General features: G+C 67.0%; 19 protein-coding genes. 11 read left to right on the forward strand and 8 right to left on the reverse strand.

The annotated features are described in order from the left end of the window. Positions 1-33: 33 nt before the first annotated feature. From GV368_RS04545 to rsmI, 3 genes are read right to left on the reverse strand one after another with little or no spacing between them, the layout of a single operon-like run. Positions 34-453, reverse strand: coding sequence for a hypothetical protein (locus tag GV368_RS04545; RefSeq protein ID WP_169115649.1), 420 nt, complete (start codon positions 451-453; stop codon positions 34-36). A 10-nt stretch (positions 454-463) separates the two neighbouring features. After that, positions 464-1,510, reverse strand: coding sequence for a dihydroorotase (pyrC, locus tag GV368_RS04550; RefSeq protein ID WP_169115650.1), 1,047 nt, complete (start codon positions 1,508-1,510; stop codon positions 464-466). A gap of 20 nt (positions 1,511-1,530) precedes the next feature. Further along, on the reverse strand, positions 1,531-2,415 hold the full coding sequence (gene rsmI / locus GV368_RS04555; RefSeq protein ID WP_169115651.1) for a 16S rRNA (cytidine(1402)-2'-O)-methyltransferase: 885 nt from the start codon (positions 2,413-2,415) through the stop codon (positions 1,531-1,533). An 11-nt stretch (positions 2,416-2,426) separates the two neighbouring features. Here rsmI and GV368_RS04560 point away from each other — a divergent pair, with 11 nt between their 5' ends. From GV368_RS04560 to GV368_RS04570, 3 genes are read left to right on the forward strand one after another with little or no spacing between them, the layout of a single operon-like run. Continuing rightward, positions 2,427-2,840, forward strand: a complete 414-nt coding sequence (locus tag GV368_RS04560; protein WP_169115652.1) for a YraN family protein — start codon at positions 2,427-2,429, stop codon at positions 2,838-2,840. Positions 2,841-2,866: 26 nt separating this feature from the next. Further along, positions 2,867-3,418 carry a phosphoheptose isomerase family protein gene (locus GV368_RS04565; protein WP_169115653.1) on the forward strand — a complete coding sequence of 184 codons (552 nt, stop codon included), beginning with the start codon at positions 2,867-2,869 and terminating at the stop codon, positions 3,416-3,418. Next, entirely contained in the window at positions 3,415-4,077 is a 663-nt protein-coding gene (locus GV368_RS04570; protein ID WP_169115654.1) for a BON domain-containing protein, read from the forward strand. The genes GV368_RS04565 and GV368_RS04570 overlap by 4 nt, the downstream gene beginning before the upstream one ends. A 1-nt stretch (position 4,078) precedes the next feature. Here GV368_RS04570 and GV368_RS04575 read toward each other — a convergent pair whose 3' ends face one another. From GV368_RS04575 to mpl, 3 genes are all read right to left on the reverse strand, one after another. Continuing rightward, positions 4,079-5,092 (reverse strand): hypothetical protein, encoded by a 1,014-nt coding sequence (locus GV368_RS04575; protein WP_169115655.1) that lies wholly within the window; start codon positions 5,090-5,092, stop codon positions 4,079-4,081. 102 nt (positions 5,093-5,194) lie between these two features. Next, a complete protein-coding gene (locus GV368_RS04580; protein WP_142808631.1) occupies positions 5,195-5,827 on the reverse strand; it encodes a DNA-3-methyladenine glycosylase family protein in 633 nt (210 codons plus the stop codon). Then, positions 5,824-7,194, reverse strand: coding sequence for a UDP-N-acetylmuramate:L-alanyl-gamma-D-glutamyl-meso-diaminopimelate ligase (gene mpl / locus GV368_RS04585; protein ID WP_169115682.1), 1,371 nt, complete (start codon positions 7,192-7,194; stop codon positions 5,824-5,826). Before mpl ends, GV368_RS04580 begins: the two co-directional genes overlap by 4 nt. Before the next feature lie 75 nt (positions 7,195-7,269). Here mpl and GV368_RS04590 point away from each other — a divergent pair, with 75 nt between their 5' ends. The 8 genes from GV368_RS04590 (at position 7,270) to GV368_RS04625 (ending at position 13,213) form a co-directional block, all read left to right on the forward strand. After that, positions 7,270-7,881 carry a hypothetical protein gene (locus tag GV368_RS04590; RefSeq protein ID WP_169115656.1) on the forward strand — a complete coding sequence of 204 codons (612 nt, stop codon included), beginning with the start codon at positions 7,270-7,272 and terminating at the stop codon, positions 7,879-7,881. A 2-nt stretch (positions 7,882-7,883) separates the two neighbouring features. Then, positions 7,884-8,435 carry a TlpA family protein disulfide reductase gene (locus GV368_RS04595; protein WP_169115657.1) on the forward strand — a complete coding sequence of 184 codons (552 nt, stop codon included), beginning with the start codon at positions 7,884-7,886 and terminating at the stop codon, positions 8,433-8,435. Between the two features lie 83 nt (positions 8,436-8,518). Next, complete coding sequence (locus tag GV368_RS04600; protein ID WP_142803545.1) at positions 8,519-8,923, forward strand: outer membrane lipoprotein; 405 nt, start codon at positions 8,519-8,521, stop codon at positions 8,921-8,923. 85 nt (positions 8,924-9,008) lie between these two features. Further along, positions 9,009-9,497, forward strand: coding sequence for a type II 3-dehydroquinate dehydratase (gene aroQ / locus GV368_RS04605; protein ID WP_142803546.1), 489 nt, complete (start codon positions 9,009-9,011; stop codon positions 9,495-9,497). A 29-nt stretch (positions 9,498-9,526) separates the two neighbouring features. Next, complete coding sequence (gene accB / locus GV368_RS04610) at positions 9,527-9,994, forward strand: acetyl-CoA carboxylase biotin carboxyl carrier protein (protein ID WP_142803547.1); 468 nt, start codon at positions 9,527-9,529, stop codon at positions 9,992-9,994. A gap of 14 nt (positions 9,995-10,008) precedes the next feature. After that, entirely contained in the window at positions 10,009-11,388 is a 1,380-nt protein-coding gene (gene accC / locus GV368_RS04615) for an acetyl-CoA carboxylase biotin carboxylase subunit (protein WP_142808623.1), read from the forward strand. Further along, positions 11,385-12,302 (forward strand): 50S ribosomal protein L11 methyltransferase, encoded by a 918-nt coding sequence (gene prmA / locus GV368_RS04620; RefSeq protein WP_142808621.1) that lies wholly within the window; start codon positions 11,385-11,387, stop codon positions 12,300-12,302. Before accC ends, prmA begins: the two co-directional genes overlap by 4 nt. After that, positions 12,299-13,213 (forward strand): zinc-ribbon and DUF3426 domain-containing protein, encoded by a 915-nt coding sequence (locus GV368_RS04625; protein ID WP_169115658.1) that lies wholly within the window; start codon positions 12,299-12,301, stop codon positions 13,211-13,213. Before prmA ends, GV368_RS04625 begins: the two co-directional genes overlap by 4 nt. A 156-nt stretch (positions 13,214-13,369) precedes the next feature. On the opposite strand, the gene GV368_RS04630 is transcribed toward GV368_RS04625, so the two are convergent. Together GV368_RS04630 and GV368_RS04635 are read right to left on the reverse strand one after the other, a co-directional pair. After that, a complete protein-coding gene (locus GV368_RS04630; protein WP_142803550.1) occupies positions 13,370-13,828 on the reverse strand; it encodes an outer membrane lipoprotein in 459 nt (152 codons plus the stop codon). After that, complete coding sequence (locus GV368_RS04635; protein WP_142803551.1) at positions 13,819-14,763, reverse strand: carbohydrate kinase family protein; 945 nt, start codon at positions 14,761-14,763, stop codon at positions 13,819-13,821. Before GV368_RS04635 ends, GV368_RS04630 begins: the two co-directional genes overlap by 10 nt. Between the last annotated feature and the right edge of the window lie 111 nt (positions 14,764-14,874).

Consider the following 14,874-nt stretch of genomic DNA (forward strand, 5'->3'; position numbering starts at 1 on the left):
TTCATCCCGCTCGCTCATTTCTTCAGCGTCTCCCTACGAGGCAGGGTTGAGCGCCGATTCGAAGACGAGAACGCCGTCGCGGTGACGAAACGTCCCGACCAGAGTCCCCAGCGCTTGCGGATCGGGTTTGTCCCACGGTTGCAGGCGACAATCTTCGGTCGACGCGAGGTACCAGTGGTCCCCTTGTTCGAGCGCCCACAGCAGGTCTCCCGCCTCATAGACCTTCATCGGCGTCATCTCGGCGCGATCGGGCGCGATCGGATACTTTCGCTGACATTTCGGCAGACGCGAGACGACCACCGCCTGTTTCACCTCGCTCCAGGGGAAGGGCTGCTGGCGCTCGAGCACCAGAGCGTGATTCACCCCCGCGATGCGGTAGCCGATCGCCGCATCCTCGCAAGCGGCCAAGCCCAAGGCGCATAGCGCCACGATCGTCCCTCTCCTCCAGCGCATCACCCTCTCCTCATTCCACCATCCAGCCCATCGTCTCACCGGCGCGCAGGGGCACCACTTCCTCCCCCTCGCCCAAGGGCACGGCTGCCGGCACCGCCCACGGCCGGCGCACCAAGGCGATGCGCTCGGTAGGCTCCGGCACGCCGTAGAACCGCGCACCGAAGCGCGAGGCGAATCCCTCGAGTCGATCCAGAGCACCGGTCGCCTCGAACACCTCGGCGTAGAGCGGCAGCGCGAGCGGCGCGGTGTAGCAGCCGGCGCAGCCGCAGGCCGATTCCTTCGCTCCACGCGGGTGCGGCGCCGAGTCGGTGCCGAGGAAAAATTTCGGCGAACCGCTCGTGGCCGCGTCCACCAGGGCCCGGCGGTGGCGCTCGCGCTTGAGGATCGGCAGGCAGTAGAAATGCGGCCGGATGCCGCCGGCGAGCAGGGCATTGCGCTCGTAGCGCAGATGATGCGCGGTGAGGGTGGCGGCCACCGTGTCCGGCGCCTCGCGCACGAAGGCCACCCCTTCGGCGGTCGTCACGTGCTCGAGCACGATCTTCAAGCCGGGGAAACGCGCCACCAGCGGCGCGAGCACCCGCTCGACGAACACCGCCTCGCGATCGAAGATGTCCACCTCGGGATCGACCACTTCACCGTGCACGCACAGCACCAGGCCGCGTTCCTGCATCCGCTCGAGCACGGGATAGATCCGCTCGATGCAGCGCACGCCGGCATCGGAGTTCGTGGTCGCCCCGGCCGGATAGAGCTTGGCCGCGAGCACGACGCCGCTCGCCGCGGCACGATCGATTTCCTGCGGCGGCATCGCCTCAGTGAGATAGAGCGTCATCCACGGCACGAAGTCGGCCGCCCTTCCCCCGGCCGCGCGCGCCGCCGCCAGGATATCCTCGCGATAGGCGAGCGCCGCCGCGGTCGTCGTCACCGGCGGCTTGAGGTTGGGCATGATGAGCGCCTGGGCGAAGACTGCCGCGCTCGCCGGCACCACCGCGCGCATCGCCGCGCCCTGCCTCACGTGCAGATGCCAATCGGCGGGGCGCAATAATTCGATCCGATCCATTCCTTCTCCTTCACAGACCCTCATTCGTCTTTTTCCCGCCCTGCGGCGAGCCCCTGGGCGTAGAGCCGGTTCTTGGAGGCGCCGGTCAATTCCGCCGCCAGTCGCACCGCCTCACCGAACGGCACTCCGACCCCGGTCAGGCGCGCGAGCACCCGCCGCCCCTCTTCCTCACGCACGGCCTGCGCGTCGCCCGGCCCCAGGATGAGGACGAACTCGCCGCGCATGCGCTCGGCGCGCTCCTCGAGCCAAGCGAGCATCTGCGCGAGCGGCAGGCGCACCGTCTCCTCGAAGCGCTTGGTGAGCTCGCGCGCGAGGAAGAGCTCACGCCCCCCGCCCAGCACCTCCAACATGTCGGCCACGCTCTCGCGCACCCGGTGCGGCGCCTCGTAACACGCCACCGGCACTTCCTCGGCCGCGAGCGAAGCCAGGAGTTTACGCCGCGCCGCCTGCTTCGGCGGCAAAAATCCGAGGAAGCGAAACCCCGGTTCGACGAATCCCGCCACCGACAGCGCCGCGGTCACGGCGCTGGGCCCCGGCACCGGCACCACCGGGAATCCGGCTGCACGCACGGCGGCGACGATGCGCGCGCCCGGATCGCAGATGCCGGGCGTGCCCGCATCGGAAATCAGCGCCACGTGTTCGCCGCGCGCCAGTCGCGCCACGATCGCCTGCGCGGCGGCCTGCTCGTTGTGCTCATGCGCTGGCATCATCGGCGTACGGATGCCCCAGGCATCGAGCAATCTCTGGCTGTGGCGCGTGTCCTCGGCCGCGATACAATCGACCCCGGCGAGCACCGCGCGGGCGCGCGGGCTCAGGTCGGCCAGATTCCCCAAGGGGGTGGCCACCACATAGAGGGCCGGTTCGGCCCGGCGCCATACGCCTTCCGCCATTCCTTCCGGATCCATCGCCTCCGCCCATGACGCAAAAACCCGATTCTGCGCCAAACTCCCTCGCCGCCACAAGCGCCCGCACCGTCGGCACCGAGTACGAGGCGCTCGCCGCCGCCTGGCTCGAACGCCAGGGCGTGCGTCTGCTCGCACGCAACGCCGCCAGCCGCCGCGGCGAGATCGACCTCATCGGGCTACACGAAGGCACGCTCGTCTTCTTCGAAGTCCGCCACCGCCGACGCAATCACTTCGGCAGCGCCGCCGAGAGCGTCACCCCCGCCAAGCAGCGCCGCATCCTCGCTGCCGCCCGGTACTGGCTCAACGGTCCCGTGGGGCGGCGCCATGCAGCCCGCCCCTGCCGCTTCGACGTGCTCGCCTTCGATGGCGATGCCCAGGTTCCCCAATGGATCCAAGGGGCGTTCGATCTCGGCGCAACCTGGTGAGCGATGCCTCATGTTAGACTAAATCGATGGATCTCATCGAACACCTCACCGAGCCTTTCCTCTTCCAGTCCGCCCTCTTGCAGGAGACGGCCCCGGCGCTCGCCGCCCCCTGCGCAGCGGCCGCCGAGATCTTGGCCCAAAGCCTGCTGCAGAGCGGTCGCATCCTCGTCTGGGCGGGTGGTCCGGAACGTGCGCTCGCCGAGCTGTTTCTCCATCGCCTGTGGCATGGGCTCGATCGCGAGCGCCCGCCGGTGGCGGCGCTGCGCATCGAAGGTGAAGGAGAAGCGGCGCTGCGTCCGTTCACGGCGCTGGCACAGCCTGGCGATGCCCTCGTGCTGCTCTTCGCCCGCCCGAATCCGACCGCCACGGCGCTACGCACGGCCGCCCACGAAAATGGAATCGCGCTGGTCGCGCTCGGCACCGACGTCGACGGTACATGGTTCGACGGGCTCGCCGGCGGCGACGTCCCCGTGGAACTGCCCGAACTTCCGCCGTCGCGCCACGGGGAACTCATGCTCTTCACCCTCGATCTCCTCGTCGAAGCCCTCGACGCCGTCCTTCTCGGAGACTTCGCATGACCCGCACGTCCCTACGACGCTCCACCCTTTCCTTGCTCGTGCTCGCCGCCGCGTCGATCCTGCCGCTTTCCGGCTGTTTTCCCCTCATGGCGGGCGGCGCCGCCGTCACCGCGTCGGTGGCCTCCGACCGCCGCACCACCGGCGCGATCGTCGACGACGAAGGAATCGAATGGAAGGTCAGCGACAAAATCGCCCGGCAGCTGGGTGATCGCGTCCACATCAGCGTGACGTCCTATAACCGCATCGTGCTGCTCACGGGCGAAGCCCCGCGCGAGGAAAACCGGGCACTGGCCGAACGGCTCGCGCGTGAAACGGAGAACGTGCGCGACGTGGTCAACGAAATCCAGATTGCCAGCCCCAGCTCGCTCGGCTCACGCATGAACGACGCCAACATCACGGCGCAGGTCAAGGCCCGCTTCGTAAACCAGAGCCAAGGCGCCTTTGCCCCCAATCACGTCAAAGTGGTCACCGAGAACGGCGTCGTCTATCTCATGGGGTTGGTGACGCGGCGCGAAGCCGACGCCGCCACCCAGATCGCCCGTACCACCAGCGGCGTGCGTAAGGTCGTGCGCGTCTTCGAGTACATTCCCGAGGAAGAAGCCCGCCGGCTCGATCGGCAAGGCGCCGAGCCCAAGGCGCCACCCAAGAACGGCCCCTGATTCAGGCTTTCACGTCGAGGTGCGAGATGGTGCCGACGCTGCCCGACTCGCGCAGATAGATTCCCGTGCTGCGCAGCGCTCCCAGGGCCTGCCCGCCCTCGTCGGTCACCGTCAGGGGCGTTGCCGCCCGCGCCAAGCCGATCGCCCCGACGTCGGCCTCCGGCAGCGCGATCAAGACGTCGCGGCGATACGGATGCCACACGTAGAGCTGCGACCACGCCGGGTCGTTCTCGTCGATCCAGCCGTTACCGTCGGCATCGAGCGCCGCGAGTTCGCCGAAGCCGTCGCCGGTGCTCGGACCGAAGAGTTCCCGCCCGTCATCGACGCAGCCGTTGCCGTTGCGGTCGAACACGAGGAATCCCTTGCCAACCGTCGGTAGCGGCAGATTCACCTCTGAACCGTCACCGCGCAGGTCGAAACGAAAACCGAGGTCGCGCAACTCCGCCCACGTGCCGGCGAAATCGAGCACCAGCGGATCCTGCACTGCCGCACCGAACACCGCCTGCACTTCGGAGGCGGTGGCGCGCGTGAGTGCCAAACCCAGCGAAAACTCGATGCTGCGCCCGTCGGCCGTCTGCACGCGACCGCTCGCCGAAAAGGAGAGCTGCTCCACCGTCAGGGTGTGCACCGTCAGCGTCCCGCCCAAACCGCCGGCCGCCGCAGTCGCGCTCGATTTCCCCGGCAACGGCGCAGGTGCCTGCGTCGGCACCGCCGTCGCCTCCGGCGTCTCGATTTGACGAAGATCGACTAGATCGATCGACCGCCCCAAGACCCGCTCGAGCAGGCGTTTCAACAGCTGCAAACCCGGGGTGAGCGTGCGTGCCTCTTCGTCCGTCGGTGTAAGCTGAGTCGACTGTGCCGTTGCCGAGGGCGACGCGGGCGCGGGCGACGCCGTTCTCGTCCCCCCTTCTTGCGGCCCAGGACGGTCGCGCCACGACAAACGCACTGCCACTTCCTGACGCTGCAAGGATGAGGACTGCGCCTGCAGCGTCAGCTGAGAGGACGAGATTTTCATGGATTCCCTACCGTCGATCTGGACCGGAGTGTTTACGGCGGCAGGAGAAAAAACTTGAGAAAATAAAGTGTTAAGAATTGCTGTCGAACAGCTGATCAAGGTTCAATAGATCACCGGCGACGCCTCCAGGCTGCGCCAGAGGATCCACGTCGCCGCCGTTCGCCATGGGCGCCAGCGCTCGCCGGCTTCGAGCCACACCCGCCGCGGAGATTTCTCCGGCAGACCCGCATGGCGCACGAGCGCCCGGCGCAGCCCCAGGTCATCGATGGGCCACACGTCCGGCCGCCACAAGTGGAAAATGAGGAACATCTCCGCCGTCCACCGCCCTATCCCGCGCACGGCGATCAGCGTGCGCACGATCGCCTCGTCGTCCATCTCCTGCCAGCACCGGGGATCGAGCCGCCCGACGGCAAAATGCTCCGCCAGGTCGACGAGCCAGGACGCCTTGGCGCCGGACAGGCCCGCTTCACGCAGGCGCGCCGCCCCCGCCTGGAGCACGGTCTGCGGCGAGACCGATCCCAAACCCTCCTCCAATCGTTCCCATACCCGACGCGCTGCTTTCACCGACAGCTGCTGCCCGACGATCGCCCGGGCGAGCGTGGCGAACGCGTCGCCCGAGGGCGTCACGGCCGGCGGCCTCGCCTGCAGGATCAAAGGCTCGAGCCGATCATCAAGGGTCACGAGCGCCGCGCAGGATTCTTCCCACCATGCAGGGACCATCGCCTCTTCGCTCATGATGCTCCCTCGCGCGCGGCGAGCGCCGTGAGCAGCCGCTCGTGGATGCCCTCGAATCCACCGTTGCTCATCACGAGGATGGCATCGCCCGGGCGCGCCTGCGCCACGATCCCGGCCACGAACGCCTCGATCTCCTCACCCACCGTCACCCGTTCGCCGAGTGGCGCCAGGGCCTCACGGGCATCCCAGCTCAACCCTTTGGCGTAGCAGTGCACGAGATCCGCGCCGGCGAGCGCCTCGGGCAAAGCCGCGCGCATCACACCCAGTTTCATCGTGTTCGAGCGCGGCTCGAACACAGCGAGCAAACGTCCCGACACGCGCGGACGCAGCGCGGCGATCGTCTCGCGGATCGCCGTGGGATGATGGGCGAAATCGTCATAGACCGCCACGCCCGCCACGACCCCGCGCCGCTCCAGCCGCCGACGCACGCCGCGGAATTCGGCCAGTGCCTCGAGCCCATCCTGCGGGCGCACCCCGACGTGGCGCGCCGCGGCGAGCGCCGCGAGCGCATCGAGCGCGTTGTGCCGCCCCGGCACCGGCAGCGTGATTCCGCCCAGCGGGCGCCCCTCGAGAAAGAACTCGGCCGCAGCGCCGTCTTCCGCGACCGCCACCGTCCATTCCGCCTCCGGGCCCGGCGTCGGGCCGAAGCGCTCCACCTGCGACCAGCAGCCGCGGGCGAGTACCCGTTCGAGCGCCGGTTCGCCGGCGAGCGCCACGATGCGCCCCGAGCGCGGCATCGTGCGCACCAGATGATGGAACTGCGTCTCGATCGCCGCCAGATCGGGGTAGATGTCCGCGTGATCGAACTCCAGGTTGTTGAGAATCGCCGTCCGCGGCCGATAATGCACGAACTTCGCCCGCTTGTCGCAGAAGGCCGTGTCGTACTCGTCGGCCTCAATCACGAAAAACGGCCCCGCCCCCAGCCGAGACGAACGCGCGAAATTTCCCGGCACTCCCCCGATGAGAAAACCCGGCGCGAGCCCGTTCGCCTCGAGGATCCAAGCGAGCATCGAACTCGTGGTCGTCTTGCCGTGCGTTCCTGCCACCGCCAGCGTCCAGCGTCCAGGCAGGATCTGCTCGGCCAGCCACTGCGGCCCGGAGACGTAGGGCAGACCCCGGTCGAGGATCTCCTCGAGCAGAGGATTGCCGCGCGAGATGGCGTTGCCCACCACGAACACATCCGCAGGCAGATTCGCCTGCCCCGCCTCGTATCCCTCGATCCAATCGATCCCCTCGGCCTCGAGCAGCTCGGACATGGGTGGATACACGTTCGCATCACAGCCGCTGACCTCGTGCCCGGCCTGCCGCGCCAAAAGCGCGAGGCTGCCCATGAAGGTGCCTCCGATCCCCAACACATGGATACGCATCGCTCGTTTCATCCTGCTCGGAAAAACGTCGATGGTAAAATGCCCCACGATCCCGCACAACCCGTGGAACACCCGATGCCCACCAATCGTACTTTCGAATCGCTCGACGCCCGCGAAGAGATCGCCGAGCTCGCCGCGCGGCTCATCTACGACGAAGGCATACGCGACTATGCGCTCGCCAAGCGCAAGGCCGTCAAGCAGCTCGGGTTGTCGCCGCGCACCATGCTGCCGACCAACGAAGCGATCGAAGCCGCGCTCGCGCGCCGCGCCGCCGAATACCAGGACGAGGACGACGCCGAGCGGCTCGAGCGCATGCGCCAGACCGCCGTGGAGGTGATGCGCTGGCTCGAGCCCTGGAGCACTTACCTCGTGGGCCACGTCCTCGAGGGCACCGCCGGGCCGCTGTCGGTCGTCGACATCGACCTCTACGCCGAGAGCGCCAAGGAGGTCGAGATCTTCCTGCTCAACCACCCCTGGCTGCGTTTCGACGTCCACACCCCGCGCGCCGGTGGCGCCAAAGAACCCGAGACGATCTTCGAGTTCGACTGGCACGATGTACCGGTGAGCCTACGCGTCTGGCCTCTTGCGAGCGAGCGCAACCTCAAGCGCAGCGAACACCGGGCGAGGCTACCCGCCGTGCTCGCCCTGCTCGAACCTCCTGGCTCGCTCACCCCTGCCGCTTCATGACCATGCCCTGTTCCAGGGACGACGAACCCTCTCCCTCCCGCTGGCGCCGAGGCATGCTCGCCGTGGTGGCGGCGCTGGGTCTGGGCGGAACGCTCTGGTGGCTCACCCGACCCCGGAGCAACCCGGCGGCAGACGCCGCGCTCACGCGCCTGCTTCAGGCCGAATTGCGAGACCCCGAAGGGCCGCCCCGACGTATCGCCGAACACTGGCCAGAAGGCGTGCGCGTGATCAATTTCTGGGCCACCTGGTGTCCCCCCTGCCGTACCGAGCTGCCGCTGCTCGCCGCTGCCAGCCGCACCTGGCCTGAAATCCAGTTCCTTGGCATCGCCCTCGACGAAGAAACCGCCCTCCGACGTTTTCTCGCCCACACCCCGCTGCCCTACCCCATACTGCTCGCCCCACCGACGCTCCTCGATCTCACTGCGGAACTCGGCAACCCCCACCGCGCCCTGCCTTTCACCCTCGTGATCGGCCCCCGGAACGAAAGAATCGCCTCCCATGTCGGCCCCGTGACCCACGCCACGCTCGAGCGCTGGAGCCGCACCGCGCAGTAGGCCACGAGTCGCCTCCTGCCAACGCATTCGCCCGCGATCGGTGCTAAGATGAAAATCGATCTTTCCCTGATCGGAGCAAAATCATGAAAATCTTGCGCACCCTGCTCACCACACTGGTCCTGCTCATGCTCACCCCTTGGGTGCATGCCCAGCCCGTCTGCTCCGAGTGCGGCGTGGTCGACTCCATCCACATCATCAAACGGGACTCCCCCGGAGTGCTCGGCGCAATCGGTGGCGGAGTGGCTGGCGGCCTACTCGGCAGCCAAATCGGCTCCGGTTCCGGCAAGACCGCCGCCACCGTCGTCGGCGTGGTCGGTGGAGCCCTCGCGGGTCGCGAGATCGAACGCCGTCTCCGTGCCGATGAAGAATACGAAGTCGTCGTGCGCATGGACGACGGGACATATCGCTCGGTGCGCACCGAGACGCCGCCCAGCGTGAGCAAAGGTCAGCGGGTACGCATCATCAACGGCGCACTCGTCCCCGATTGATCTTCCCATTCGTGCCTACTGGTAGATTTTGCCGTCGATTTGCGGCAAACTTCGGGTTTCGACCACGAAAACCAGGACAGGCACGATGGACGACGCCGCTCACACCGCCAACGCCGGTGAACCCGCTGCTTTGCGCATCCTGGTGCTTCACGGCCCCAATCTCAACCTGCTCGGCGTGCGCGAGCCCGAAATCTATGGGCGCACCACGCTCTCCGACATCCACGCTCGGCTCGAAGCGCGGGCGCAAGCCGCCGGCGTCCGTCTCGAATCCTTCCAGAGCAACCACGAAGGCGAGCTCGTCGATCGCATCCAGGCGGCCATGGAAGAAGGCGTAGACTTCATCCTCATCAATCCCGGCGCCTACACCCACACCAGCGTGGCGCTACGCGATGCACTCGCCGCCGTGAGCATTCCCTTCATCGAAGTGCACCTCTCCAACATCCACGCACGGGAATCCTTCAGACACCACTCCTACCTTTCCGATCGGGCCGTTGGCGTCATCTGCGGCCTGGGCGCGTACGGTTACGAAGCGGCGCTCGAATACGCCCTGCGTGCCTTGATCCCCTCCAATTGATCCCTCAACCTCTTCGACGCGGAAACTCCATGGACCTGCGCAAAATCAAGAAACTCATCGACCTCGTACAAGAATCGGGCATTGCCGAACTCGAAATCACCGAAGGCGAAGAAAAGGTACGCATCGCCAAGCATCCGCCCACCAATTTCACCATGCCCGCGCCTGCCGGCCCTACGGTCGTCGCCTCCCCTGTGCCAGTGGCCCCGCAGGCCGTCGCCGCCCCCACCGAGCCGGCCCCTTCTGCCGAATCGACACTCCCCGCGGGGCACATCGTCAAATCCCCCATGGTCGGAACTTTCTACCGCGCCCCCTCTCCTACCGCGGCACCCTTCGTCGAGGTGGGCAGCAAGGTCAAGCCGGGCGACCGGCTGTGCATCATCGAAGCGATGAAACTCATGAACGAGATCGAATCCGACGTAGCCGGGACCGTCACCGCCATCCTGGTGGAAAACGGTGAGCCCGTCGAATATGGTCAGCCGCTCTTCGTGATCTCCTGAAGGAGCTCGCCCCGATGCAAGCCCCCCCTTTCAAGAAAGTGCTGATCGCCAACCGTGGCGAGATCGCGCTGCGCATCCTGCGCGCCTGCCGCGAGCTAGGGATCCGCACCGTGGCCGTGCACTCCGAGGCCGACCGCGAAGCCAAGAACGTGCTGCTCGCCGACGAATCCGTCTGCATCGGCCCGGCCTCCTCGAGCCAAAGCTATCTCAACATTCCGGCCATCATCGCCGCGGCCGAAGTCACCGACGCCGAAGCGATCCACCCTGGCTACGGTTTTCTCTCGGAGAACGCCGACTTCGCCCAACGGGTCGAAGCCTCCGGATTCGTCTTCATCGGCCCCCGGCCCGAGACCATCCGCCTCATGGGCGACAAGGTGAGCGCCAAGGCGGCGATGAAAGAAGCCGGCGTGCCCTGTGTGCCCGGCTCCGACGGGGCGCTCCCGGAAGACCCCGATACCATCCTTGCGCTCGCACGGCGCGTCGGTTACCCCGTCATCATCAAAGCGGCCGGCGGCGGCGGCGGACGCGGCATGCGCGTGGTACACACCGAAGCGGCGCTCCTCAACGCCGTGGCCATGACACGCACCGAGGCGCAGGCGGCCTTCGGCAATCCCACCGTCTATCTCGAGAAATACCTCGAACGCCCGCGCCACATCGAAATCCAGGTACTCGCCGACGAATACGGTCACGCCGTTTGGCTGGGCGAGCGCGACTGCTCCATGCAGCGCCGCCACCAGAAGATCCTCGAAGAAGCGCCCGCGCCCGGGATCGAGCGCAAGAAGATCGCCACCCTCGGCGAGCGCTGCGTCGAAGCCTGTCGACGCATCGGTTACCGCGGAGCCGGCACCTTCGAATTCCTTTACGAGAACGGCGAGTTCTACTTCATCGAGATGAACACCCGCATCCAGGTCGAGCACCCCGTCACCGAGATGATCACCGGCATCGACCTGGTGCAGGCGCAGATCCGGGTGGCCGCCGGCGAAAAACTCTGGTTCCGCCAGAAAGACATCACCCTGCACGGCCACGCCATCGAATGCCGCATCAACGCCGAAGACCCCTACAGATTCACCCCCAGCCCCGGGCTCATCACCCACTGGCATCCACCGGGCGGCCCGGGCGTGCGGGTCGATTCGCACGTCTATACCGGCTATCGCGTCCCGTCGCACTACGACTCCCTCATCGGCAAGCTGATTGCGCACGCCGACACCCGTGAAGCGGCCATCGCCAAGATGCGCGGCGCCCTGCAGGAGCTGGTCATCGACGGCATCCACACCAACGCCGCGCTGCACTTCGAACTGATGAACGATGGCCCCTTCCACGAAGGCGGCCTCTCCATCCACTACCTCGAGCAATGGCTCGAAGCGCGGCGTACGGCACTGGAGCGCAGCCGATGACCCCTCAGGAGCGGCCACGCTGGTGTAACCTCCGGCTCGTCGCCCCCGCCGAGCTCGCCGAGCGGCTCTCGGAAGCCTTGCTCACCCATGGAGCGATCTCGGTCGGGATCGAAGACGCGGACGCCGGCACGCCAGAGGAACGCCCGCAGTTCGGCGAACCGGGGCTCCACCCCGAACGGCTGTGGGATCGCTCGGTGATACTCGCGCTCTTCGAGATCGACACCGACTGGCGCGCCGGCCTCGCCGCCGCCGCACGCAGCATCGGCATCGGGCTCTCCGAGCTACCCGACCCCCAGGTGGAATTGCTCGCCGACGCCGACTGGGTACGGCTCACCCAGAGCCAATTCGATCCCATCTCCATCGACGGGCGGCTGTGGATCGTTCCCTCTTGGCACGAACCGCCCGATCCCTCGGCCATCACCCTCACCCTCGACCCCGGGCTCGCTTTCGGCACCGGCTCCCACCCGACCACCCGCCTGTGCCTGCGCTGGCTGCTCGACCACGTGCGCCCGGGCGACACGGTGCTCGACTATGGCTGCGGCTCCGGCATCCTCGCCATCGCCGCGGCCAAACTGGGCGCGGCGCGGGTGGTCGGCGTCGACATCGACGACAAGGCGCTCGAGGCCGCCCGCTACAATGCCGAACGCAACGGCGTTGCGCTGGAGTTGTACCACGCGCGTGATCTGCCGCCCGGCCCCTTCGACCGGGTCGTGGCCAACATCCTCACCAAACCGCTGTGTGTCCTTGCGCCGATCATCGCCCGGGCCGTCCGCCCCGGCGGGGAACTCGCCCTGTCTGGCATCCTCCTGGAACAGGCCCGGGAAGTCGTGTCCGCCTACGCTCCCTGGATCGCCCTCAGTCTGGGCGACGAAGACGAAGGCTGGATCCGTCTCGAAGGCATCCGTCCCGTATGACGTCCCTCCTCCGTGTCCGCTGCCCCCACTGCCGAACGGTCTTCCGGATCGATCCGGCCAAGCTCGAACGAGCCCAAGGCTGGGCGCGCTGCGGTCACTGTTTCGAACCCTTCGACACCAAGAAGCACGCGCTCGACGTGCCCGATGCGGCCTCTGCTGCGGAAGGATCCTCTCAGCGGCTCGATTTCGATCGCTTGCTACATACCCCGGCGCCCCCCACACCCGACCTCTCTCTGCCCGAACTCGATCGGCCGACCGTGTTCAGCCCCACGAGGGCGGAGCCGGCGCTCGGGCAGCCTTCGGCGCCCCAACAGTCGCGTGACGAAATCACCCCCAAGGCCAACGATGCCGCAAGGGCAACGCGGGAAGATCACACGTTTTCGGACGAGCCCCTCCTGCGCGAACCGCCACTCGTGCCCACCACCTTCCCCTTCGAACGAGAATCACGGCACGTCTCCCCCCTTGCCGTGTTCGCCGCGCTCCTGCTCCTGCTCTTGGCACTAGGGCAGGTTGCCTACCTCTGGCGCCAAGAATGGATCCAACGCTTTCCCCTGACCTTCGCCTACTGGGAGCGCATCTGCCAAGAACTGGGGTGCACCGTCACCCCCCCTCTCGACACTCGAACACTCGTCATCGAACACTCGGAACTGATCCGCGAATCAGCCCCGGGCCGTTGGACCCTCGGCTTCACGCTGCGAAACCGGGCGTCCCATCCCACGCCCTGGCCCACCCTGGAACTCACCCTGAAAGACGCGACCGGCCGAGTACTCGTGCGTCGACACATCCTCCCCTCGGAATGGGGAGCCGAAAAACCCTACTTCCCCCCGAACGAACGGATCGAGCGCACCCTCGCGCTGGAGACCTTCGAAGCCGGCATCGTCGGCTACGAACTCAAACTGATCCAAGGTTGAAAGCCGCCGCGAATCAGTTCTGCCACGGGACTGCATCGCGGCGCGCTTCACGGCGCGGATGCCCGCCGGCTGCGTGCGTGATCTCGCACCCAGCGCTGCGAACACCCCGCCTCCGCACGCGCGCACATCAGGGCCATTCGCAGCCCCATGCATTTCTCAGCGTGCCACCCGCATCGTTCCTCCATCGCTGAGCACGCGCACGCGCTCACCCAGGCGGAACCCTTCACCCTCGTCTTCCTGAACCACCGCAATCACGCGGCCGTTATCCAGCCGGACCGTCACCTCCACGCCCGGCCTGCGCGTCGCCACCTCTTCCAGCGCCGCACCCGCGAGGCCCCCGGCCACGGCACCCACGGTCGCCCCGACGATCTGACCACGGCCGCCGCCGACGCCACTTCCGGCCACCCCGCCGACCACCGCCCCGGCCCCTGCGCCCAGCGGCGACTTCGTGCCTTCGAGCTGCACCGGCCGCACCGATTCGACCACCCCGTACTGTACGCTCATCGCCCGGCGCGCCTCGGTCCGACCATAAGTGCCGCCCCCAAGCCCCGAGGCACATCCCGCCACGCCCAGAGCCGCCACCACCATCAATACCATCCCTTTCTTCACGACCATGGCCAATTCTCCTGGTAGGTTTCTTCATAGCGCCGCACCAACTCCTCACGGCGCAAGGTGTAATTCTGCGCCCCGCGTGAGGCGACCTTGATCGCCCCGAGCACGGCGCCCAGGCGCACCGCCCGGATCCAATCACTACCCGAAGCGATCGCATGGAGCAGTCCCGCGCGGAAGGCGTCGCCGCAGCCGGTGGGATCCACCACCGCCTCGGGGCGAACCGGCGGTACCTCGAAACGCTCCCCCTCGACGAAGACCCAGGCGCCCTGCGCCCCCCGCGTCACGACGAACGCCTCGACCCGCGAAGCCAGTGCCACCAGCGACAATCCCGTACGCTCTTCCAGCAACTGCGCCTCGTAATCATTGACGGCACAAACCCGCGCTGGTTCCAGGCACTGCAACAACTGTTTGCCCGAGAAGAGGGGCAAGGCCTGCCCAGGATCGAAGACGAAAGGAATCCCGGCCTCGGCGAGCGCCGCACAATGCGCGAGCATCCCCTCCAGGCCATCGGGCGCAACGATGGCCCACTGCCCGGCCAAACGCCCCGCCACCGGATTGCGATGCGATAAAGCCATCGCGCCCGGGTGAAAAGCGGTGATCTGGTTGTCGTCGAGGTCGGTGGTGATGAACGCCTGGGCAGTAAATTCCCCGGGCAGCACGGCGATCCCTTCGCGCGAGATACCGAGCGATTCCAGCCGTGCGAAATACGGCTGCACATCCTCGCCCACCGTGGCAACGATCACCGGCTCGGAACCCAACTGTTTCAGACCATAGGCGATATTGCCGGCACAGCCCCCGAATTCGCGCCGCAACCGTGGCACGGTAAAAGCCACATTGATCATATGGATTTTATCGGGCAGGATGTGCTCGCGAAATCGATCCTCAAAAACCATGATCGTGTCGTAAGCCATCGATCCGCACACCACGATACGCGTCATCGCCGATTCCTTCATCGCCTTGCAGAGCAGATGGCGATTATACGGGAGCGACATGGATGCAGGCGGTAACTCCCCTCAGAGCACCGTGAAAAGCCGTCGTGCGCGCTCACT

Source organism: Tepidiphilus baoligensis (assembly GCF_012911495.1).
GTDB classification, from domain to species: Bacteria; Pseudomonadota; Gammaproteobacteria; order Burkholderiales; family Rhodocyclaceae; genus Tepidiphilus; species Tepidiphilus olei.

What these genes read in the sequence shown, in the direction of transcription:
- prmA (WP_142808621.1), top strand. Translation starts at nt 11,385, where the DNA reads ATGACCCCTCAGGAGCGGCCACGCTGGTGTAACCTCCGGCTCGTCGCC.
- GV368_RS04630 (WP_142803550.1), bottom strand. Translation starts at nt 13,828, where the DNA reads ATGGTCGTGAAGAAAGGGATGGTATTGATGGTGGTGGCGGCTCTGGGC.
- GV368_RS04595 (WP_169115657.1), top strand. Translation starts at nt 7,884, where the DNA reads ATGCCCTGTTCCAGGGACGACGAACCCTCTCCCTCCCGCTGGCGCCGA.
- GV368_RS04575 (WP_169115655.1), bottom strand. Translation starts at nt 5,092, where the DNA reads ATGAAAATCTCGTCCTCTCAGCTGACGCTGCAGGCGCAGTCCTCATCC.
- GV368_RS04580 (WP_142808631.1), bottom strand. Translation starts at nt 5,827, where the DNA reads ATGAGCGAAGAGGCGATGGTCCCTGCATGGTGGGAAGAATCCTGCGCG.
- GV368_RS04590 (WP_169115656.1), top strand. Translation starts at nt 7,270, where the DNA reads ATGCCCACCAATCGTACTTTCGAATCGCTCGACGCCCGCGAAGAGATC.
- GV368_RS04635 (WP_142803551.1), bottom strand. Translation starts at nt 14,763, where the DNA reads ATGACGCGTATCGTGGTGTGCGGATCGATGGCTTACGACACGATCATG.
- pyrC (WP_169115650.1), bottom strand. Translation starts at nt 1,510, where the DNA reads ATGGATCGGATCGAATTATTGCGCCCCGCCGATTGGCATCTGCACGTG.
- GV368_RS04560 (WP_169115652.1), top strand. Translation starts at nt 2,427, where the DNA reads ATGACGCAAAAACCCGATTCTGCGCCAAACTCCCTCGCCGCCACAAGC.
- mpl (WP_169115682.1), bottom strand. Translation starts at nt 7,194, where the DNA reads ATGCGTATCCATGTGTTGGGGATCGGAGGCACCTTCATGGGCAGCCTC.
- aroQ (WP_142803546.1), top strand. Translation starts at nt 9,009, where the DNA reads ATGGACGACGCCGCTCACACCGCCAACGCCGGTGAACCCGCTGCTTTG.
- GV368_RS04570 (WP_169115654.1), top strand. Translation starts at nt 3,415, where the DNA reads ATGACCCGCACGTCCCTACGACGCTCCACCCTTTCCTTGCTCGTGCTC.
- GV368_RS04625 (WP_169115658.1), top strand. Translation starts at nt 12,299, where the DNA reads ATGACGTCCCTCCTCCGTGTCCGCTGCCCCCACTGCCGAACGGTCTTC.
- GV368_RS04600 (WP_142803545.1), top strand. Translation starts at nt 8,519, where the DNA reads ATGAAAATCTTGCGCACCCTGCTCACCACACTGGTCCTGCTCATGCTC.
- GV368_RS04545 (WP_169115649.1), bottom strand. Translation starts at nt 453, where the DNA reads ATGCGCTGGAGGAGAGGGACGATCGTGGCGCTATGCGCCTTGGGCTTG.
- accB (WP_142803547.1), top strand. Translation starts at nt 9,527, where the DNA reads ATGGACCTGCGCAAAATCAAGAAACTCATCGACCTCGTACAAGAATCG.
- rsmI (WP_169115651.1), bottom strand. Translation starts at nt 2,415, where the DNA reads ATGGATCCGGAAGGAATGGCGGAAGGCGTATGGCGCCGGGCCGAACCG.
- GV368_RS04565 (WP_169115653.1), top strand. Translation starts at nt 2,867, where the DNA reads ATGGATCTCATCGAACACCTCACCGAGCCTTTCCTCTTCCAGTCCGCC.
- accC (WP_142808623.1), top strand. Translation starts at nt 10,009, where the DNA reads ATGCAAGCCCCCCCTTTCAAGAAAGTGCTGATCGCCAACCGTGGCGAG.